Origin of the sequence: Streptococcus cristatus (genome assembly GCF_003943505.1) — a bacterium.
Lineage (GTDB): Bacteria > Bacillota > Bacilli > Lactobacillales > Streptococcaceae > Streptococcus > Streptococcus cristatus_E.
Genome location: NZ_RJPS01000005.1, coordinates 1 through 16003, shown reverse-complemented (window position 1 = coordinate 16003; position 16003 = coordinate 1). Strand labels below are relative to the sequence as shown.

Below are 16003 nucleotides of genomic sequence, written 5' to 3'. Positions count from 1 at the left end.
CGAGAAGTTCTGGAAGTAAAAGGAGAAGGTAGATGAATGATAAATTGGCAGCCGCTTGGCAATATTTCTTTGAAGGACAGTTAAATAAGGCCGAAGAACTAGAGCAGCAGCTGGAAAAAGATTCCTTTAGCCGCTGGAATTTACGGACCTATCTAGCTGTAGAAAGGCAGGATTATCAGAACGCTTTTGCAAATTTAGAGGCTTATCTGATTCAGGCTCAGGAAGAAAGTGATAGAGAAAATGAGCATATCGCTTATCATCAGCTAGGTTATGTTGCTAGATCTGCGGGAGATTTTTGTCAAGCTTTAGAGTGGATTGAAAAAGAAGCTGCTTTCCTAGCGAAGTATTTCCCAGATGACCATTATCGTCAATCAGTTAATCTCTATGAGCTAGGCTATCTAAATCTTAAATTAGGCAGGTTGGCTCAAGCTCAGGATTTTATGAAAAAGTCACATATCTATTCTATGGAGTCGGATGATGTGGTAAATCATGCATGTAGTTGCCGAGGCTTGGGTGAAATTGCTCAAGCTTTGGGAAATCTACAAGCAGCAAGATCCAACTTTGAGGCTGCTATCAGACTTTTTGACCAAGCTGGTGATGCTACCGGTAAGGCGGAAGTTGAAGAGTTGTTAGTAAGCTGCCCATAGTTTATCATTGCAATAAAGCTATAGTTTCTGATTATAGCTTTTTCTATTAAAAAAATTCTGAATTTTTTGGGGAAAAGTGGTATAATGAGAAAGTTATATAGTCCCGATAAGGTGGTAGTTATTTCTATCAGTGCTTTGTAACTCTATAACAATTTATTTAAGGGGGGACATTTCTATGTCAGAACGTAAACTTTTCACGTCTGAATCTGTATCGGAGGGACATCCCGATAAGATTGCAGACCAAATTTCCGATGCTATTTTGGATGCTGTCTTGAGTCAGGATCCAGATGCCCATGTGGCTGCTGAAACGGCTGTTTATACAGGATCCGTGCATGTTTTTGGAGAAATTTCCACTACAGCCTATGTAGATATCAATCGGGTGGTTCGTGATACCATTGCAGAGATTGGCTACACCAATACAGAGTATGGCTTTTCTGCAGAGACAGTTGGCGTCCATCCATCTTTGGTGGAACAGTCACCAGATATTGCTCAAGGGGTCAATGAAGCATTTGAGGTTCGAGGAAATGCTCAAAAAGATCCGCTGGATTTGATTGGGGCGGGTGACCAAGGCCTTATGTTTGGCTTTGCGGTGGATGAAACGCCAGAGCTCATGCCATTGCCTATTTCTCTCAGTCACAAACTGGTGCGTCGTTTGGCAGAACTGCGCAAATCAGGTGAATTGTCTTATCTGCGACCAGATGCCAAATCTCAGGTTACGGTCGAATATGATGAAAATGACCGTCCATTGCGTGTGGATACAGTAGTTATTTCTACCCAGCATGATCCTGAAGTCAGCAATGAACAGATTCATCAGGATGTCATCCAAAAGGTCATTGCTCAAGTGATTCCAAGTGAATACTTGGATGGTCAGACTAAGGTCTTTATCAATCCTACTGGACGCTTTGTTATCGGTGGTCCTCAAGGAGACTCTGGCTTGACAGGCCGTAAGATTATTGTGGATACCTATGGTGGCTATTCTCGCCATGGAGGTGGCGCCTTCTCTGGTAAGGATGCAACCAAGGTCGATCGCTCTGCCTCTTACGCGGCGCGTTATATTGCTAAAAATATTGTAGCTGCTGGCTTGGCTAAAAAAGTAGAAGTGCAGTTGGCCTATGCTATTGGAGTTGCTCATCCAGTTTCAGTTCGCATTGATACTTTTGGAACTGGCTTAGTTTCTGAAAGCAGACTTCAGAATGCTGTCCGCCAAATCTTTGATTTGCGTCCGGCAGGTATTATCCAAATGTTGGATTTGAAACGACCAATCTATCGGCAAACTGCTGCTTACGGCCATATGGGTCGAACAGACATCGATCTTCCTTGGGAACGCACAGACAAGGTAGCTGCTCTCCAAGCGGCTTTGCAATAAAATANTAGCTCTCGGTTTAAACTGAGGGCTTTTTTGTCTAGGAAAATGGATAAAACTATGATATAATAAAGAGTAATACCGTGAAAGAGCTAAATTTTAAAACATGAAAAAAATTGTAATTAATGGTGGTCGCCCTTTAAAAGGAGAGGTGACTATTAATGGTGCTAAAAATAGTGTTGTGGCCCTTATCCCAGCTATTATTTTAGCTGATAATATTGTTACTTTAGATGGTGTACCGGCGATTTCGGATGTTGATAGCCTCATCGAAATCATGGAAATCATGGGAGCGACTATCAAGCGGTCTGGCGATTGCTTAGAAGTTGATCCTAGAAACATCAATAATATGCCGATGCCATCTGGTAAAATCAATAGTCTACGAGCGTCTTACTATTTCTATGGAAGTTTGCTAGGCCGCTTTGGAGAAGCGACAGTTGGCCTTCCTGGGGGCTGTGACCTTGGTCCTCGTCCGATTGATCTCCATCTCAAGGCTTTTGAAGCGATGGGAGCTCATATGACCATGGAAGGCAATTATATGAAATTGTCAACGGGTGGCAAGCGCTTGGCTGGAGCTAGTATCTACATGGATACCGTTAGTGTCGGTGCCACGATTAATACGATGTTGGCAGCAGTCAAGGCTGAGGGGCGGACGGTGATTGAAAATGCGGCACGTGAGCCAGAAATCATCGATGTAGCTACCCTGCTTAATAATATGGGAGCTCATATTCGTGGGGCTGGGACTGACATTATCACGATTGAAGGTGTAGACAGCCTTCATGGCACACGCCATCAGGTTATTCCAGATCGGATTGAAGCTGGGACCTATATTTCTTTGGCGGCAGCCATTGGACAAGGTGTCCAGATCAATAATGTTCTTTATGAACATTTGGAAAGTTTCATTGCTAAGCTAGAAGAAATGGGTGTGCGCATGACCATTTCAGAAGACAGCATCTTTGTAGAAGGGCAGAAGGATTTAAAGGCTATTAACATCAAGACTTCTCCTTATCCTGGTTTTGCCACTGATTTGCAGCAGCCGATCACTCCGCTCTTGCTGACCGCTCATGGTCATGGAAAAATCGTTGATACCATCTATGAGAAACGAGTCAACCATGTCGCTGAATTGGCAAAAATGGCTGGTAAAATCTCAACCACTAGCAATCAAATCGTCTATGAAGGACCCAATCAGCTTCAAGGTGCTTCTGTCAAAGCAACGGATTTGCGTGCAGGTGCAGCCTTGGTGATTGCTGGTCTGATGGCTCAAGGTCGAACAGAGATTACCAATATTGAATTTATTTTACGCGGTTATTCCAATATTATTGAAAAATTAAGAAGTCTGGGTGCTGACATCCAGCTCATCGAAGAATAAGCGTTCATCGCTTATTTTTTATAGAGGAAGCATATGAATTTGTGGACACAGTTAGCAGCTTTTTCTTTTATTGAAACGGAGCATTCGTTTTTACGCCCGATTCTTTTTGGAGATGCAAAATCCCTTTATAAAATTGCTTCCAATCCGGATAATACCGAGTTTATTTTTCCGACTGAAAGTAGCTTACAGGAAAGTGAATATGTCATCGCCAATTATTTTATGAAAAATCCTTTGGGAATTTGGGCAATTTGCGATAAGGAAACGAATGAAATGATTGGTTCCATTAAATTTGAGAAAATGGACGAAATAAAAAAAGAAGCTGAACTAGGATATTTTTTGAGGAAAGACTACTGGGGACAGGGCTTGATGACTGAAGTTGTCCGCGAATTGGTTTTTCTTTCCTTTACGAAATTCGATTTTAATCGTCTGACTATCATTACGCATGAAGAGAATCTGGCTAGTCAGAAAGTTGCACTGAAAGCTGGTTTTAAGCTCTTCCGCCAGTTTAAGGGGAGCGACCGCTATACGAGAAAGATGAGAGATTACACCGAATATCGCTACGAAAAAGGAGATTTCAATGAGTAAACACCAGGAAATTTTGGCTTATCTTGAAGATCTTCCAATTGGCAAGCGNGTCAGNGTTCGGAGTATTTCAAATTACTTGGGNGTCAGCGACGGAACTGCCTACCGAGCGATNAAGGAAGCTGAAAATAGAGGAATTGTCGANACNAGACCCAGAAGTGGGACTNTCCGNGTGAAGTCGAAAAANGTTGTTTTAGAGCANCTGACCTACAAGGAAATTGCGGATATTACTGGCTCAGAGGTGCTTGCCGGNGAAAAAGGACTAGAAAAAGAATTTAACAAGTTCTCAATCGGAGCTATGACCGAGCAAAATATCCTACGTTACTTAAACGAAGGCGGTCTTCTGATTGTCGGAGATCGGACGCAGATTCAGATTTTGGCTCTTGAAAATGAGAATGCCGTGCTGGTAACGGGAGGTTTTGAAGTTGATCCAGAGGTTTTAAAACTGGCCAATCGTATTGAAATTCCCGTCCTAAGGACCAAGCACGATACCTATACCGTGGCGACCATGATTAACCGCGCCCTGTCCAATATCCAGATTAAAACTGATATTTTGACGGTAGAGCAGGTTTATAGAGCCAGTCACGAATATGGTTTCTTGCATGACACAGATACCGTTCGTGACTATCTGGACTTGGTTCGTCGTAATCGCACCAGTCGTTTTCCAGTCGTCAATCAGCATCAAATGCTGGTTGGTGTCGTGACGATGCGGGATGCGGGAGATAAATCTCCTTTGACCACCTTGGACAAGGTGATGACTCGCAAAATCTTCATGACTGGTCTTTCAGCAAATATTGCCAATATCAGTCAGCGCATGATTGCAGAGGATTTTGAGATGATTCCGGTAGTGCGTGGCAATCAGACTCTCCTTGGAGTGATTACACGTCGGGATATTATGGAAAAAATGAGCCGCTCACAGATTTCCAGTCTACCGACCTTCAGTGAGCAGGTAGGCCAGAAGCTTCATCGCCAAGAGGATATTTTTTCTTTCACTGTCGAGCCTTTCATGCTGGAGCAAAACAGGGTCTTAGCTAATGGCGTCCTGACGGAAATTATCACTCGGATTACGCAGCAGTTGATGACGACGAATAGTCAGAGCTTAATCGTCGATCAGATGATGATTCATTTCTTTCAGGCTGTTCAGATTGATGATGTCCTGCAGATTCGGCCACATATTATTCATCAGACGCGGCGGACAGCAGTGATTGACTATGATATCTACTTAGATTCGCTCATCGTTGCCAAAGCAACGATTACTGTAAAAATTACTTAGTAAAGAGGTTAATAATGATTACTATAAAATCACAACGTGAAATTGATTTAATGGACAAGAGCGGAGATTTTCTGGCTTCTGTTCATATCGGTCTGAGAGACTTGATCAAGCCAGGTATTGACATGTGGGACATTGAAGAATATGTCCGCAAGCGCTGTAAAGAAGACAATGCTTTGCCCCTTCAGATTGGCGTAGAGGGCAGCGTTATGGATTATCCTTATGCGACTTGTTGTTCCCTCAATGATGAGGTGGCCCATGCCTTTCCTCGCCATCAAAAGTTAGTCGAGGGTGATATCATTAGTGTTGACATGGTTGTCGGTTTAGTAGACAAGGCTGAGCTGGATGTCTCTAAGTTGGACTTTGACAATGTTGAGCAGATGAAGCAATACACAGAAAACTTCCGTGGCGGTGTCGCAGATTCTTGCTGGGCTTATGCAGTTGGTCAGATTAGTCCAGAAGCGCAGCAGCTCATGGATGTGACCAAGGAATGTCTCTACCGAGGAATTGCAGCTGCAAAAGTTGGCAATCGCATTGGAGACATTGGTGCAGCTATTCAAGAATACGCTGAAAGCCATGGCTACGGAGTGGTGCGTGATTTAGTTGGTCACGGAGTTGGCCCAACCATGCATGAAGAGCCAATGGTACCACATTATGGCCGTGCAGGACGCGGTTTGCGCCTGCGAGAGGGAATGGTTCTGACTGTCGAGCCAATGATCAATACAGGTACATGGGAAATTGACACGGACTTTGAAACAGGATGGGCGCATAAAACCCTAGATGGCGGTCTTTCTTGCCAATATGAGCACCAATTTGTCATTACCAAAGATGGTCCTGTGATTCTAACCAGCCAGGGAGAAGAAGGGACTTATTAAGCATAGAGGGCTGGGCTTGTCCCAGCCTTTTTGAATAGGAGAGAGATGTGACAGGATTCATCAAGAAGATGAGAGAAAATGAATTTCTCAGAGCTTTTTTCCATTTTTATCAGGCGTCGGAGGCAGATATTACCAGTATTGCTGTGGCCTATTATTTTCTGATTTCGATTTTTCCCTTGTTATTGATTGCGGCAAATATTCTGCCCTATTTTCAGATTCGGCCAGATGAGCTTTTAGTTGTGCTGAAAGACTTACTGCCGGAGTCATTGTATCTGACGATCGCCAAGGTTGTCCGAGATGTGCTGACCAAGCCATCGACAGGTTTGCTGAGTATTTCTATCCTATCTGCCCTCTGGACTTTTTCCCAGAGTATGACTTTTCTGCAAAAGGCTTTTAATAAATGTTATGGTACGAAGCAAGGGAGGGGTCTTATCTGGGAGCGGATCTTTGCTTTTATCATGAGTCTAGGTTTGCAAGTCCTACTAGGCTTGTCGCTCGGTTTGACCCTATTCGGTCGAATGCTGGTTGGGATTCTTTATAATTACTGGCAGTTTGACCGTGGCCTCTACCAGCAGTTGCTGACCATGACAGAGCCTACGATTTATCTGATGCTCTTTCTTTCGCTGATTCTGCTTTATTTTTCTTTACCCAATGTTAAAATTCCCAAAATCCGCTATGTGCTACCAGGTGCTACCTTGGTTCTTGTCATCATTTATAGCCTCATGAACCTTTTTACTGTTTATATTGAAGCTTACCTAGATCGCTTTTTAGATGTGCGTTTTGTCGGCTCAGTGGTGGTTGTGATTATCATGTTTTGGTTTATCCTGATTGCCAAGGTGCTAATCGTCGGTGCTGTCCTCAATGCAAGCATCCAAAGTCGTTTCGTATCGCACTTTGAAAGCCGTAGTGGTGAGTTTATTTTGAGATTTGATGACGAAGGACAAGCAGATAAGGATACAGATGTATAATAGGTGAAAGAGGAGAATTAAAGTATAATTTATACATTTCTATTCTCCATCTGATAATAGCCTAGCCTTTCTATTAGCTGTTTAGGGGGTGTTGCAGAAGACAGATATGAGTTTCAAATTGGAATGACCAGAGGAGTAAGGGGAGCGAAAGACGCTCTCTTTTTTTGTGGTATAATGGGATAATGACATTTTTCTTTTGAATAGGTTTGATAATAATTCCAAAACAAATTCAAAAACTTACTAATAGTCTTAATCATGTTAAGGGAAGTAATTCATTAACAGACTTTCAAAAGTATTTCGAACAGCAATATGGTAAATAAGGGGGGAAAAATGAAAAAAGTACTAACAATAGTTGGATCTGTCTTGCTGGGTGTTCTGCTTCTATGGGGCTATCATAGTTATCAACAATCAGAGCAGGCCAAGCAAGAACGCGAAAAATATGAAAATATGGGTTACTATACAGGAAAATGGGAAATTGATTCTTATGAGTTTTTAGAGGATGGCAGGGGAGTTGCCGTTCATTGGAAGTCGCTGAATCCAGAAGAAGACCGGTTGTTTGCCAAATACAATCCAGAGGTGGCTGAGAATTTTTTAGGCGTTCATGGGGCCTCCAATCAACGCTATATTGTTCGTGATTATTTCCATAATTCTACCTATAGAGGAACACAAAAATTACCTAAAGAGGATCCTGACGTTTATTATGCCATGTCCATTTATCGAATAGGTGATCGAAAATTGGAAGGGAGTCAGCTCGATATTTATAAACTTGTAGAGGACTATAACCCTGATTATATACCTGAGAAAACTGGTGGTATTATCGAAAAGGATGGTAAGGATTATATAGCGTTACAAGTATACAAACGAGGATGGGAGCTATCACAGAAAAAACAATTATGGCTGAATTTAGAAACCAAGCAAATTGATTGGGAAGATGCAAAAATACAACAGTTTCCTAAATCGCCGTCGGTAGATTTAGGTCCTTTAAAGGACAAAATGGAAGAAATGACAATAATGTTTGGAACAACTACTGTATTCGATAAGTTTTATCAAAATCAACTTTCCTTTCATCAGGATGCATTGCAGGGAAGCGTTTTGGAGACAGTTGCGCCAAAAGTTTATCAATTATTAAGTGAGAAAGATTCACAGTTTTATCTCTTAATTGATTCCAAGATATATAACTATGAGGTTTATGGAGATGTTCCACAGTTTCTTGATTTGTATCAGCTTTTTGTCCCAGACAATACGAATCTTTACGAAGGGCTGACGATTCCAGCTGAACTCAGTAAGGATGATCAAGAGCATTCAGTTAATAGCAAAGAAGAGTTTGACTTGTATTACGATGTTGCTAAAGACCGCGAACTGAACAAACAACGTAGAATATTGGTTGAAAAAGGAGAATAAGAGGATGACCATCTCTATCCTTTCAAAGTCAAATAAAGGAGGATTCTTACCAAATGAAATACCTATGGGAGAAAATAAATGGATAAGATACAAAAAGATATTAATGATGCACTAGAAACAACACGTAAATGGAATCCATTATTAATGATTTTCGAAATGCCTTTGTATGTGTTTTTGCTTATTTGGGGCTCATACTTTCCAAAGGGAGTGCTCCGATTGGCTAGTGAAGCTGGGCATGACCCAGCTATACCACTGACCTCAATGGTTACACAGTTAACATCAGTGGAAAAAGGGCTCATTCCCCCAGATAGTTTCTTTGGTTTTCTATTCTTGTTTAGTTTGCTCTGTTTTATTAGTTTTTATATTATTTCCAAAAGAAATCGCATTAAAGCTTATTTATTGACTCAGATTCTTCAGTTGATTCTATTTGTGATTTTTTATTATAGTTGGTTTATAGCCAACTTGTATTTTATCCCTCTAGTTGTAATTCGTATCGTTTACTGGATAGGTTTTGTCTTATCACTGATTTACTTTATCTATATTTTTGTAACAAAGCAGCGCGCTAGAAAAGACTTTTTTGCTTCTCTAAATATTAAAAAATTTTTGAATGTTATTTTATTCTTATGGTTGTTGATGTATGGAATCAACCTCTTTACCCACGGGCTTAATCATTTCCTAGCGCACCTCTTGCTTGCTTTATTGCCAATTTCACCTATTTTATTTGGCCTTTTTATGGTTTCATTTCTTAAATCCTATTTAGTAACGCTAGAGAACTTGAATGCAGTCAATAAAAACCAAGAGAAATACCGTGAAGAATATGGTTATACCATTGAAGAATGGTACGGGAAAAAGTCAAAAATGTACAAGGAACATGTTAAGAAGCAACGTGGCATTAGTAAATAAATATCTATCCCAAGCTTTCCACCTGAGTTGCCTTCAGGTGGTTTATCTATGCTCTTCTCATGCCGATTTGATATGGTAGGATTACATGATGTGAGCAATAAGGCTGCGCTAATGGATTTTAAAGGTGAAGACTATACTCGAGAGAATCTAGCTAGCGATTGTACTGACCTTTATCAAAATATATCAAGAGGTTGCTTAACAAGCAATCGGCTAACCTTCCCAGTATCTATTTCTAACAAAAATTGAGGCTAAGACTTTTTCATAGCCTCTTATTTGGATGGTGCAGATAAGGGAAATGAGGAAAGAACTTTATGTGAAGCTTTAATTCTTCACAGAATTTTTCTAAGATAAGTATTTTTAAATAATTTTATTGCATTTGCAATAAAATTCTGTTATACTATCTTCAGAAGGAGGAGGTATGTCAATTTTACGTGAGATTGGAATCATTGCTCGGGCTTTGGACTCCATCGCTAATATTGAGTTTCGTGACATAGATTTGGCGCGGGGGCAGTATCTCTATCTGGTGCGGATTGCGGAGAATCCTGGGATTATCCAGGAGGAGCTGTCTGATTTGCTCAAGGTGGATCGCTCAACGGTGGCTCGTTCAGTCAAGAAGCTAGAAAGTAAAGGCTTAGTGGAACAGCGGCCAGCTGCCAATAACCGCAAGAACAAGGAATGGTTCGTCACTGAGAAGGGGGTAACACTTTATCCTTTTATCATAGCGGAAAACGAATATTCGGAGCAGGTTTCGTTGGAAAAATTTTCAGAAAACGAGCGGAAAGAGTTAGAGAAGTTGCTGGTTCGCGTCCGAAAGAATATTACCAAGGACTGGGAGCTGGTCAAAAAAGGCCAGAAAAGAAATTATTGAGGTAGAACATGAAAGTTACAGTTGAAAATGAATTTTGGACTTTGTTTCCAGAAGCTCAGATTAGTGTTTTAGTGGTCAAGGGGCTGGATAATAGTGTGGATGAAAGTAAGGATCCTTATTTCAAATCCCTGCTGGATAAGGGCGCAAAGCGAGCAGCAGACTTTATTCCAGATGAGAATTTCACTCAGAATGAGGTCATTCAGGAGTGGCGGCAGGCTTTCAGCCAATTCAAGACCAAAAAAGGAGCGCGTTCCTCTATCGAAGCCCTACTCAAGCGGGTTAGTCAGGGGCGGGAATTCAACCCAATCAATCCTTTAGTCGATATTTATAATAGTGTTTCCCTCTCTTATGCTGTTCCTTGTGGCGGTGAGGATTTNGACAAGATTGTCGGTGGTCTTTATCTAGGAAAAGCCAAGGGCGGCGAAGCATTTTTCCCACTAGGAGCTGAGACTGATGCACCAGCTTTACCGGAAGAAATCATCTACTATGATGATGAGGGGGCGGTCTGCCGTTGCCTTAACTGGCGAGAAGCGCAACGAACCATGCTGACAGAAGAGACCAAGGACGCCATCTTGGTCATTGAGGCCATCAATGGAGAGCAGGCTGCACGTGCCCAAGCAGCCATGACAGAACTTCAGACTCTGATTGAGGACTATTTTGGGGTTAAGGGTGATATTACCCACCTGACAGCTGAAAATCCCAGCTTGGAAGTCTAAAAATAAAAATATCTGGATCAGAAATATCTGGTCCAGATGTTTTTGTTTGGGGAAATAGGCTGTTCTATTCTTATTTTGCCTTGTTTTTAAAGACAAAAATCTTGCTAAAGATGTAGTTGAGAACGATAATCAGCACTTGAGCAATCAAAGTTTCAATGGTGTTGACCATCTTAATATCGTTGTGGACGAATTGACCGATAATCTGCGGGAAGCTAGTGACAAAGACAAAAGTTAGCAGTAAATTCAAGGCCATAGTAGCCAGGCGGGCTGTGAAAAATTTGACCAATCTNACTGGCCAGCCCTGTCTCTTTTGCTTGAAAACGATGGTATCGTTGGTCACAAAGGCAAAGAGAATTCCCAGAATATCACCAATTATCGTAGCCAGTAGTTCCTTGCCCGTTAATTCATAGCAGAGCATCCGACTGACAACGGAGACGACAGTTGTGGCGACACCAAAGAAGAGGTAGGATAGGACTTCATTGTCAAAGAATTTTTTAATCAAAGTTTTCATAAGCATAGTCTATCACATTTCTAGGATTTATGCTATACTAGTGAGGTTGTCGATTTGAAGGAGATAGCTTTTCCGTCTGAGGCAACCCTTGGCGCTTAACTTCTTTCGCCAAGCATATTACACGCGCTCATGCGCTAAAGGAGAAAACATGAAACAAGAAAACTTATCAGTTCGTGATTTGACACACATTGCCATTGTTGCTGCTATTTATGTGGCCCTTACGATTACGCCCCCTTTAAATGCTATCAGCTATGGTGCTTACCAGTTCAGAATTTCTGAAATGATGAACTTTATGGCCTTTTACAATCGTAAATACATCCTGGGAGTGACCATCGGCTGTATGATTGCCAATCTATATAGCTTTGGAATCATTGACGTCTTTGTCGGCGGTTGGTCAACTTTAGTCTTCCTATCATTAGGTGTCTACCTTTTCAGTCGCTATAAGGATCAATACCTGATTAAAGATTTGCTTCGCTTGGATCACTTCTATTTTGCCATTTTCTTCTCAATTTCGATGGTGACGATTGCAGCAGAGTTGTATTTTTTACAGGGCTTGCCATTCTTCCTGACTTGGTTCACAACGGCTATTGGAGAATTTGCTTCCTTGATAGTTGGAGCTATCATTATTAACCAGATTGCGAAAAGGATTGATTTGACAAAATAAGACAGCAGAGAGCGGAATTTCGCTCTTTTTATGTCCTCTTTTTTAGTGAGAATTCGGGACAAATAGAGGAAGATTTTGTGTATTTGTGATAAAATAGAAGTATGAAAGAAAGAATGTCAGAATTAGTAAAATTGCTCAACCGATATGCTCATGAATACTATACGGCAGACAGGCCAAGTGTATCGGACAGCGAGTATGACAGACTCTATCGCGAGTTAGTGGAATTAGAAGAAAAGTATCCAACTGATATCCTGCCTGATAGCCCGACCCATCGGGTGGGTGGGAAGATTTTAGAAGGATTTGAAAAATATCCACACCAGTATCCTCTCTTTAGTTTGCAGGATGCTTTTTCACGTGAAGAATTAATGGCTTTTGACCAGCGAATCCGCAAGGAATTTCCTCAGGTTTCCTATATTTGTGAACTCAAGATTGATGGGCTTTCTATTTCCCTGACCTATGAAAAGGGAATCTTGGTAGCAGGGGCGACTCGGGGGGACGGTTCTGTCGGTGAAAATATCACGGAAAACCTTAAGCGAGTCAAGGATATTCCTCTGACCTTGAAAGAGCCGCTGGATATTACGGTTCGCGGAGAGTGCTACATGCCCAAGGCTTCCTTTGATGCGGTCAATCAGCTGCGGCAGGAGAATGGTGAGCCTGAGTTTGCCAATCCTCGAAATGCGGCAGCAGGAACCTTGCGGCAGTTGGATACAGCAGTTGTGGCCAAGCGTAATCTAGCAACCTTCCTCTATCAAGAAGCCAGTCCGACTCAGGCTGGCAGCCAGGAGGCAGTTTTGAATAAGCTAGCGGCTTTGGGCTTCTCAGTCAATCCGATTCATTTTCTAGCCGATTCGATTGATGGCGTTTGGAAGTTTATCGAAAAGATTGCTCAGGAGCGGGACAGTCTGCCTTATGAGATTGACGGTATTGTCATCAAGGTTAATGACTTGGCTGTGCAAGAGGAGCTTGGATTTACTGTCAAGGCTCCCAAGTGGGCCATTGCCTATAAGTTTCCTGCTGAGGAAAAGGAAGCCCAGCTTCTGTCTGTTGACTGGACAGTGGGTCGGACAGGAGTTGTGACTCCGACAGCCAATCTGACACCAGTTCAGCTAGCGGGAACGACCGTTAGCCGAGCAACCTTGCACAATGTGGATTATATTGCGGAGAAAGATATTCGTCAGAAAGACACCGTTATCGTCTATAAGGCGGGGGATATTATTCCTGCTGTCTTGCGAGTGGTTGAGTCCAAGCGTGTCTCGGAGGAGACTCTGGAAATACCAAGTCACTGTCCGAGCTGTGAGAGTGAGCTGGTGCATTTCGAGGACGAAGTGGCTCTGCGCTGCATCAATCCCCTCTGTCCAGCCCAGATCAAGGAGGGCTTGATTCACTTTGCCAGCCGAGATGCCATGAATATTACTGGTCTTGGTCCAGCAGTGGTCGAAAAGGTCTTTGATAAGGCCTTGGTCAAGGATGTGGCTGGAATTTACCGACTTTCTGTAGAAGATTTGCTGACCTTGGACGGCTTTAAGGAAAAATCAGCGAATAAATTGTATACTGCCATTCAAGCTTCCAAGGAAAACTCAGCAGAGAAATTGCTTTTTGGTCTGGGAATCCGTCATGTGGGAAGCAAGGCTAGTCGGATTTTGATGGAGAAATTCCACGATATGATCAAGCTGTCTCAGGCCAGTCAAGAGGAAATTTCTTCTATTGACAGCTTGGGTGCAGTTATCGCTCAGAGTCTGCATTCTTACTTTGAGCAGGAAGGCAGTCAGCTTCTCTTGCGGGAATTGCAAGAAGCTGGCGTCAACCTAGACTATCTAGGGGAGAAAGTGGCAGCTGATGCCGCTCTCGCTGGCAAAACAGTCGTATTGACCGGAAAATTACAAAAATTAACACGGAATCAAGCTAAAGAAAAATTGCTGAGCTTGGGTGCAAATGTCGCTGGAAGTGTGTCTAAAAAGACAGATTTGGTGGTGGCAGGCAGCGACGCAGGCAGCAAATTGACCAAAGCCCAAGAACTTGGAATCGAGATTCGGGACGAGGACTGGCTAGATAGCTTGTGAGGCTGAGTATGGAAAATAATATAAAAAAAGCAAGATTGATTTATAACCCAACTTCTGGGCAGGAAATTATCAAAAAAAATATTGCCGAAGTCTTGGATGTCTTGGAAGATGTTGGCTATGAGACCAGTGCTTACCAGACGACTCCAGAGCCTTTCTCTGCTCAGCGAGAAGCTGAAAGAGCAGCAAGAGCAGGTTTTGATTTGGTCATAGCAGCCGGTGGAGATGGGACTATCAATGAAGTAGTGAACGGGGTTGCGGGCCTAGATGTGCGCCCTAAGCTGGCTTTCATCCCAACTGGTACAACCAATGATTATGCGCGTGCTCTGAAGATTCCCATGGGAGATCCTGTAGCGGCAGCCCGCATTATAGAAAAGAACCAGACGATTCAGATGGATATCGGCCGGGCTTATGGCAGCAAATACTTTATCAATATTGCGGCGGCAGGTACGCTGACTGAGCTGACTTATAGTGTCCCTAGTGAAGTCAAGACCCGTCTAGGCTATCTGGCTTATGTAGCCGAAGGAGCCAAAATGCTGCCACGCTCCAAATCGCGTAAGGTACGGATTGAGCATGACCATGGTGTTTTTGAGGGTAAGATTTCGCTTGTCTTTGCGGCCTTGACCAATTCTATCGGAGGCTTTGAAAAGCTAGCACCAGATACCAAACTGGATGATGGAAATTTCACCTTGATTCTTGTAAAAACGGCTAAGTTGTTTGATATGCTTAGTCTCATCATACAGGCAATTAATGGTGGCCAACATGTGACGGATGCCAATGTTGAATATCTGAAAACCAGCAAATTGAAGCTAGAAGTATTGGATAAAAAAGCACCCTTTATGTTGAATCTGGACGGTGAGTACGGAGGAGATACACCAGTAGAATTGGAAGTTTTGCACAATCATCTGGAGTTTTTCGCCAATATAGATGAAATCGATGAGAGCGCTCTTTCCTTAGAAAAATTAGAATGAAGAGATAAATGAAAATGCTAGACTATAAAGTCATTGTCCATTACCACAATCCTAAGGGAGATTACTTTTCTTATGATTTGTGGCAGTGGCAGACAGATCAGTGGGGAAAAGAAGCTCCTTTTTCCAAACTTGATTATTTTGGTATTCAGGGAGAATTATCTTTTGAAAGTTGGGAGCCTCTCAGTCAGGCTCATGTGATTGTCAAGCGTTCAGACTGGTCCAGCCAATCTTGCGATTATCACATTGATTTATTACCAGTTCATTTGCCTACAGAGGTGTGGTTGATTGAAGGAGATCATCAGGTCTACTATTCCTTGCAAGCGGCGACGACGAGCCACCAATATTCGCGGCGACGTCCTCATAATTTCGATGTGGCCATGCGGTCGGATTATTTTGATGAATGCTGGGGCTACCAAGGTTGGCTTGGGCATCGTCTGCGGGGGCAAGTAAATGAGTTTAAAGTTTGGGCTCCGACAGCCAAAAAAGTTGAATTGCTAGTCTATGAAACTTCCGATAATCAAGCAGCTGTTTATAAAGAATTCCCTATGGAAAAGGGAGAGATTTACTCGCACGATCATGCTAAAAATACAATCGGAGTTTGGTCGGTGGAAGTGCCAGAAGATTTAGCTGGCAAGGCCTACCAGTATCATGTTCATTTTGAAAACCAGCATTTTTTGACGCGCGATCCTTATACAATCGCTACCAGTCCAGATGGCAAGCGCTCAGCTATTGTTGCCGAACAGGACAAGACTGTTGCTGGTTTTAAGGTATGTCAAGGCAAGGAGGCAACCTGGCGTTTAGATAACCCAAATCAGGCTGTCATCTATGAGATGCATATCCG

The 16003-nt window shown here is 42.5% G+C and carries 16 protein-coding genes and 1 riboswitch; of the genes, 15 read left to right on the top strand and 1 reads right to left on the bottom strand.

What is annotated here, in order from left to right:
• Nucleotides 1-32: 32 nt before the first annotated feature.
• The 11 genes from D8792_RS05450 (at nt 33) to D8792_RS05400 (ending at nt 10959) form a co-directional block, all read left to right on the top strand.
• Nucleotides 33-647, top strand: a complete 615-nt coding sequence (locus D8792_RS05450) for a tetratricopeptide repeat protein (protein WP_125373221.1) — start codon at nt 33-35, stop codon at nt 645-647.
• Nucleotides 648-822: 175 nt separating this feature from the next.
• A complete protein-coding gene (gene metK / locus D8792_RS05445) occupies nt 823-2013 on the top strand; it encodes a methionine adenosyltransferase (RefSeq protein ID WP_125373220.1) in 1191 nt (396 codons plus the stop codon).
• A 103-nt stretch (nt 2014-2116) separates the two neighbouring features.
• The gene (murA, locus tag D8792_RS05440; protein ID WP_125373219.1) at nt 2117-3376 is read left to right on the top strand and encodes a UDP-N-acetylglucosamine 1-carboxyvinyltransferase; all 1260 of its coding nucleotides are present in this window, start codon (nt 2117-2119) and stop codon (nt 3374-3376) included.
• 33 nt (nt 3377-3409) lie between these two features.
• Entirely contained in the window at nt 3410-3961 is a 552-nt protein-coding gene (locus D8792_RS05435; RefSeq protein ID WP_125373218.1) for a GNAT family N-acetyltransferase, read from the top strand.
• A complete protein-coding gene (spxR, locus tag D8792_RS05430) occupies nt 3954-5231 on the top strand; it encodes a CBS-HotDog domain-containing transcription factor SpxR (protein ID WP_125373217.1) in 1278 nt (425 codons plus the stop codon). The genes D8792_RS05435 and spxR overlap by 8 nt, the downstream gene beginning before the upstream one ends.
• Nucleotides 5232-5245: 14 nt before the next feature.
• Complete coding sequence (locus D8792_RS05425; protein ID WP_015604495.1) at nt 5246-6103, top strand: methionyl aminopeptidase; 858 nt, start codon at nt 5246-5248, stop codon at nt 6101-6103.
• A gap of 47 nt (nt 6104-6150) precedes the next feature.
• Nucleotides 6151-7071 (top strand): YihY/virulence factor BrkB family protein, encoded by a 921-nt coding sequence (locus D8792_RS05420; protein WP_125373216.1) that lies wholly within the window; start codon nt 6151-6153, stop codon nt 7069-7071.
• A 330-nt stretch (nt 7072-7401) separates the two neighbouring features.
• Entirely contained in the window at nt 7402-8472 is a 1071-nt protein-coding gene (locus D8792_RS05415) for a hypothetical protein (RefSeq protein WP_125373215.1), read from the top strand.
• Nucleotides 8473-8550: 78 nt separating this feature from the next.
• Nucleotides 8551-9375 (top strand): hypothetical protein, encoded by an 825-nt coding sequence (locus D8792_RS05410; RefSeq protein ID WP_125373214.1) that lies wholly within the window; start codon nt 8551-8553, stop codon nt 9373-9375.
• Between the two features lie 418 nt (nt 9376-9793).
• A complete protein-coding gene (locus D8792_RS05405; protein ID WP_125373213.1) occupies nt 9794-10243 on the top strand; it encodes a MarR family winged helix-turn-helix transcriptional regulator in 450 nt (149 codons plus the stop codon).
• Nucleotides 10244-10251: 8 nt separating this feature from the next.
• Nucleotides 10252-10959, top strand: a complete 708-nt coding sequence (locus tag D8792_RS05400; protein WP_125373212.1) for a B3/B4 domain-containing protein — start codon at nt 10252-10254, stop codon at nt 10957-10959.
• 70 nt (nt 10960-11029) lie between these two features.
• On the opposite strand, the gene D8792_RS05395 is transcribed toward D8792_RS05400, so the two are convergent.
• Entirely contained in the window at nt 11030-11470 is a 441-nt protein-coding gene (locus D8792_RS05395; RefSeq protein ID WP_125373211.1) for a GtrA family protein, read from the bottom strand.
• A 28-nt stretch (nt 11471-11498) separates the two neighbouring features.
• Nucleotides 11499-11621, top strand: a riboswitch (PreQ1 riboswitch).
• Here D8792_RS05395 and D8792_RS05390 point away from each other — a divergent pair.
• The 4 genes from D8792_RS05390 to D8792_RS05375 all read left to right on the top strand — a co-directional run.
• A complete protein-coding gene (locus D8792_RS05390; protein ID WP_125373210.1) occupies nt 11619-12134 on the top strand; it encodes a QueT transporter family protein in 516 nt (171 codons plus the stop codon). It overlaps the preceding riboswitch by 3 nt.
• Before the next feature lie 101 nt (nt 12135-12235).
• Complete coding sequence (gene ligA / locus D8792_RS05385; RefSeq protein WP_125373209.1) at nt 12236-14194, top strand: NAD-dependent DNA ligase LigA; 1959 nt, start codon at nt 12236-12238, stop codon at nt 14192-14194.
• A gap of 8 nt (nt 14195-14202) precedes the next feature.
• On the top strand, nt 14203-15162 hold the full coding sequence (locus D8792_RS05380; RefSeq protein ID WP_125373208.1) for a diacylglycerol kinase family lipid kinase: 960 nt from the start codon (nt 14203-14205) through the stop codon (nt 15160-15162).
• A gap of 14 nt (nt 15163-15176) precedes the next feature.
• Nucleotides 15177-16003: type I pullulanase (locus tag D8792_RS05375; RefSeq protein ID WP_312023817.1), on the top strand; the 827-nt coding region annotated here is incomplete at its 3' end.

Excerpts from the sequence above, each read along its gene's own strand:
- D8792_RS05390 (WP_125373210.1), top strand. The coding sequence starts at position 11,619 with ATGAAACAAGAAAACTTATCAGTTCGTGATTTGACACACATTGCCATT.
- D8792_RS05425 (WP_015604495.1), top strand. The coding sequence starts at position 5,246 with ATGATTACTATAAAATCACAACGTGAAATTGATTTAATGGACAAGAGC.
- D8792_RS05405 (WP_125373213.1), top strand. The coding sequence starts at position 9,794 with ATGTCAATTTTACGTGAGATTGGAATCATTGCTCGGGCTTTGGACTCC.
- D8792_RS05410 (WP_125373214.1), top strand. The coding sequence starts at position 8,551 with ATGGATAAGATACAAAAAGATATTAATGATGCACTAGAAACAACACGT.
- D8792_RS05415 (WP_125373215.1), top strand. The coding sequence starts at position 7,402 with ATGAAAAAAGTACTAACAATAGTTGGATCTGTCTTGCTGGGTGTTCTG.
- D8792_RS05435 (WP_125373218.1), top strand. The coding sequence starts at position 3,410 with ATGAATTTGTGGACACAGTTAGCAGCTTTTTCTTTTATTGAAACGGAG.
- murA (WP_125373219.1), top strand. The coding sequence starts at position 2,117 with ATGAAAAAAATTGTAATTAATGGTGGTCGCCCTTTAAAAGGAGAGGTG.
- metK (WP_125373220.1), top strand. The coding sequence starts at position 823 with ATGTCAGAACGTAAACTTTTCACGTCTGAATCTGTATCGGAGGGACAT.
- D8792_RS05450 (WP_125373221.1), top strand. The coding sequence starts at position 33 with ATGAATGATAAATTGGCAGCCGCTTGGCAATATTTCTTTGAAGGACAG.
- ligA (WP_125373209.1), top strand. The coding sequence starts at position 12,236 with ATGAAAGAAAGAATGTCAGAATTAGTAAAATTGCTCAACCGATATGCT.
- D8792_RS05380 (WP_125373208.1), top strand. The coding sequence starts at position 14,203 with ATGGAAAATAATATAAAAAAAGCAAGATTGATTTATAACCCAACTTCT.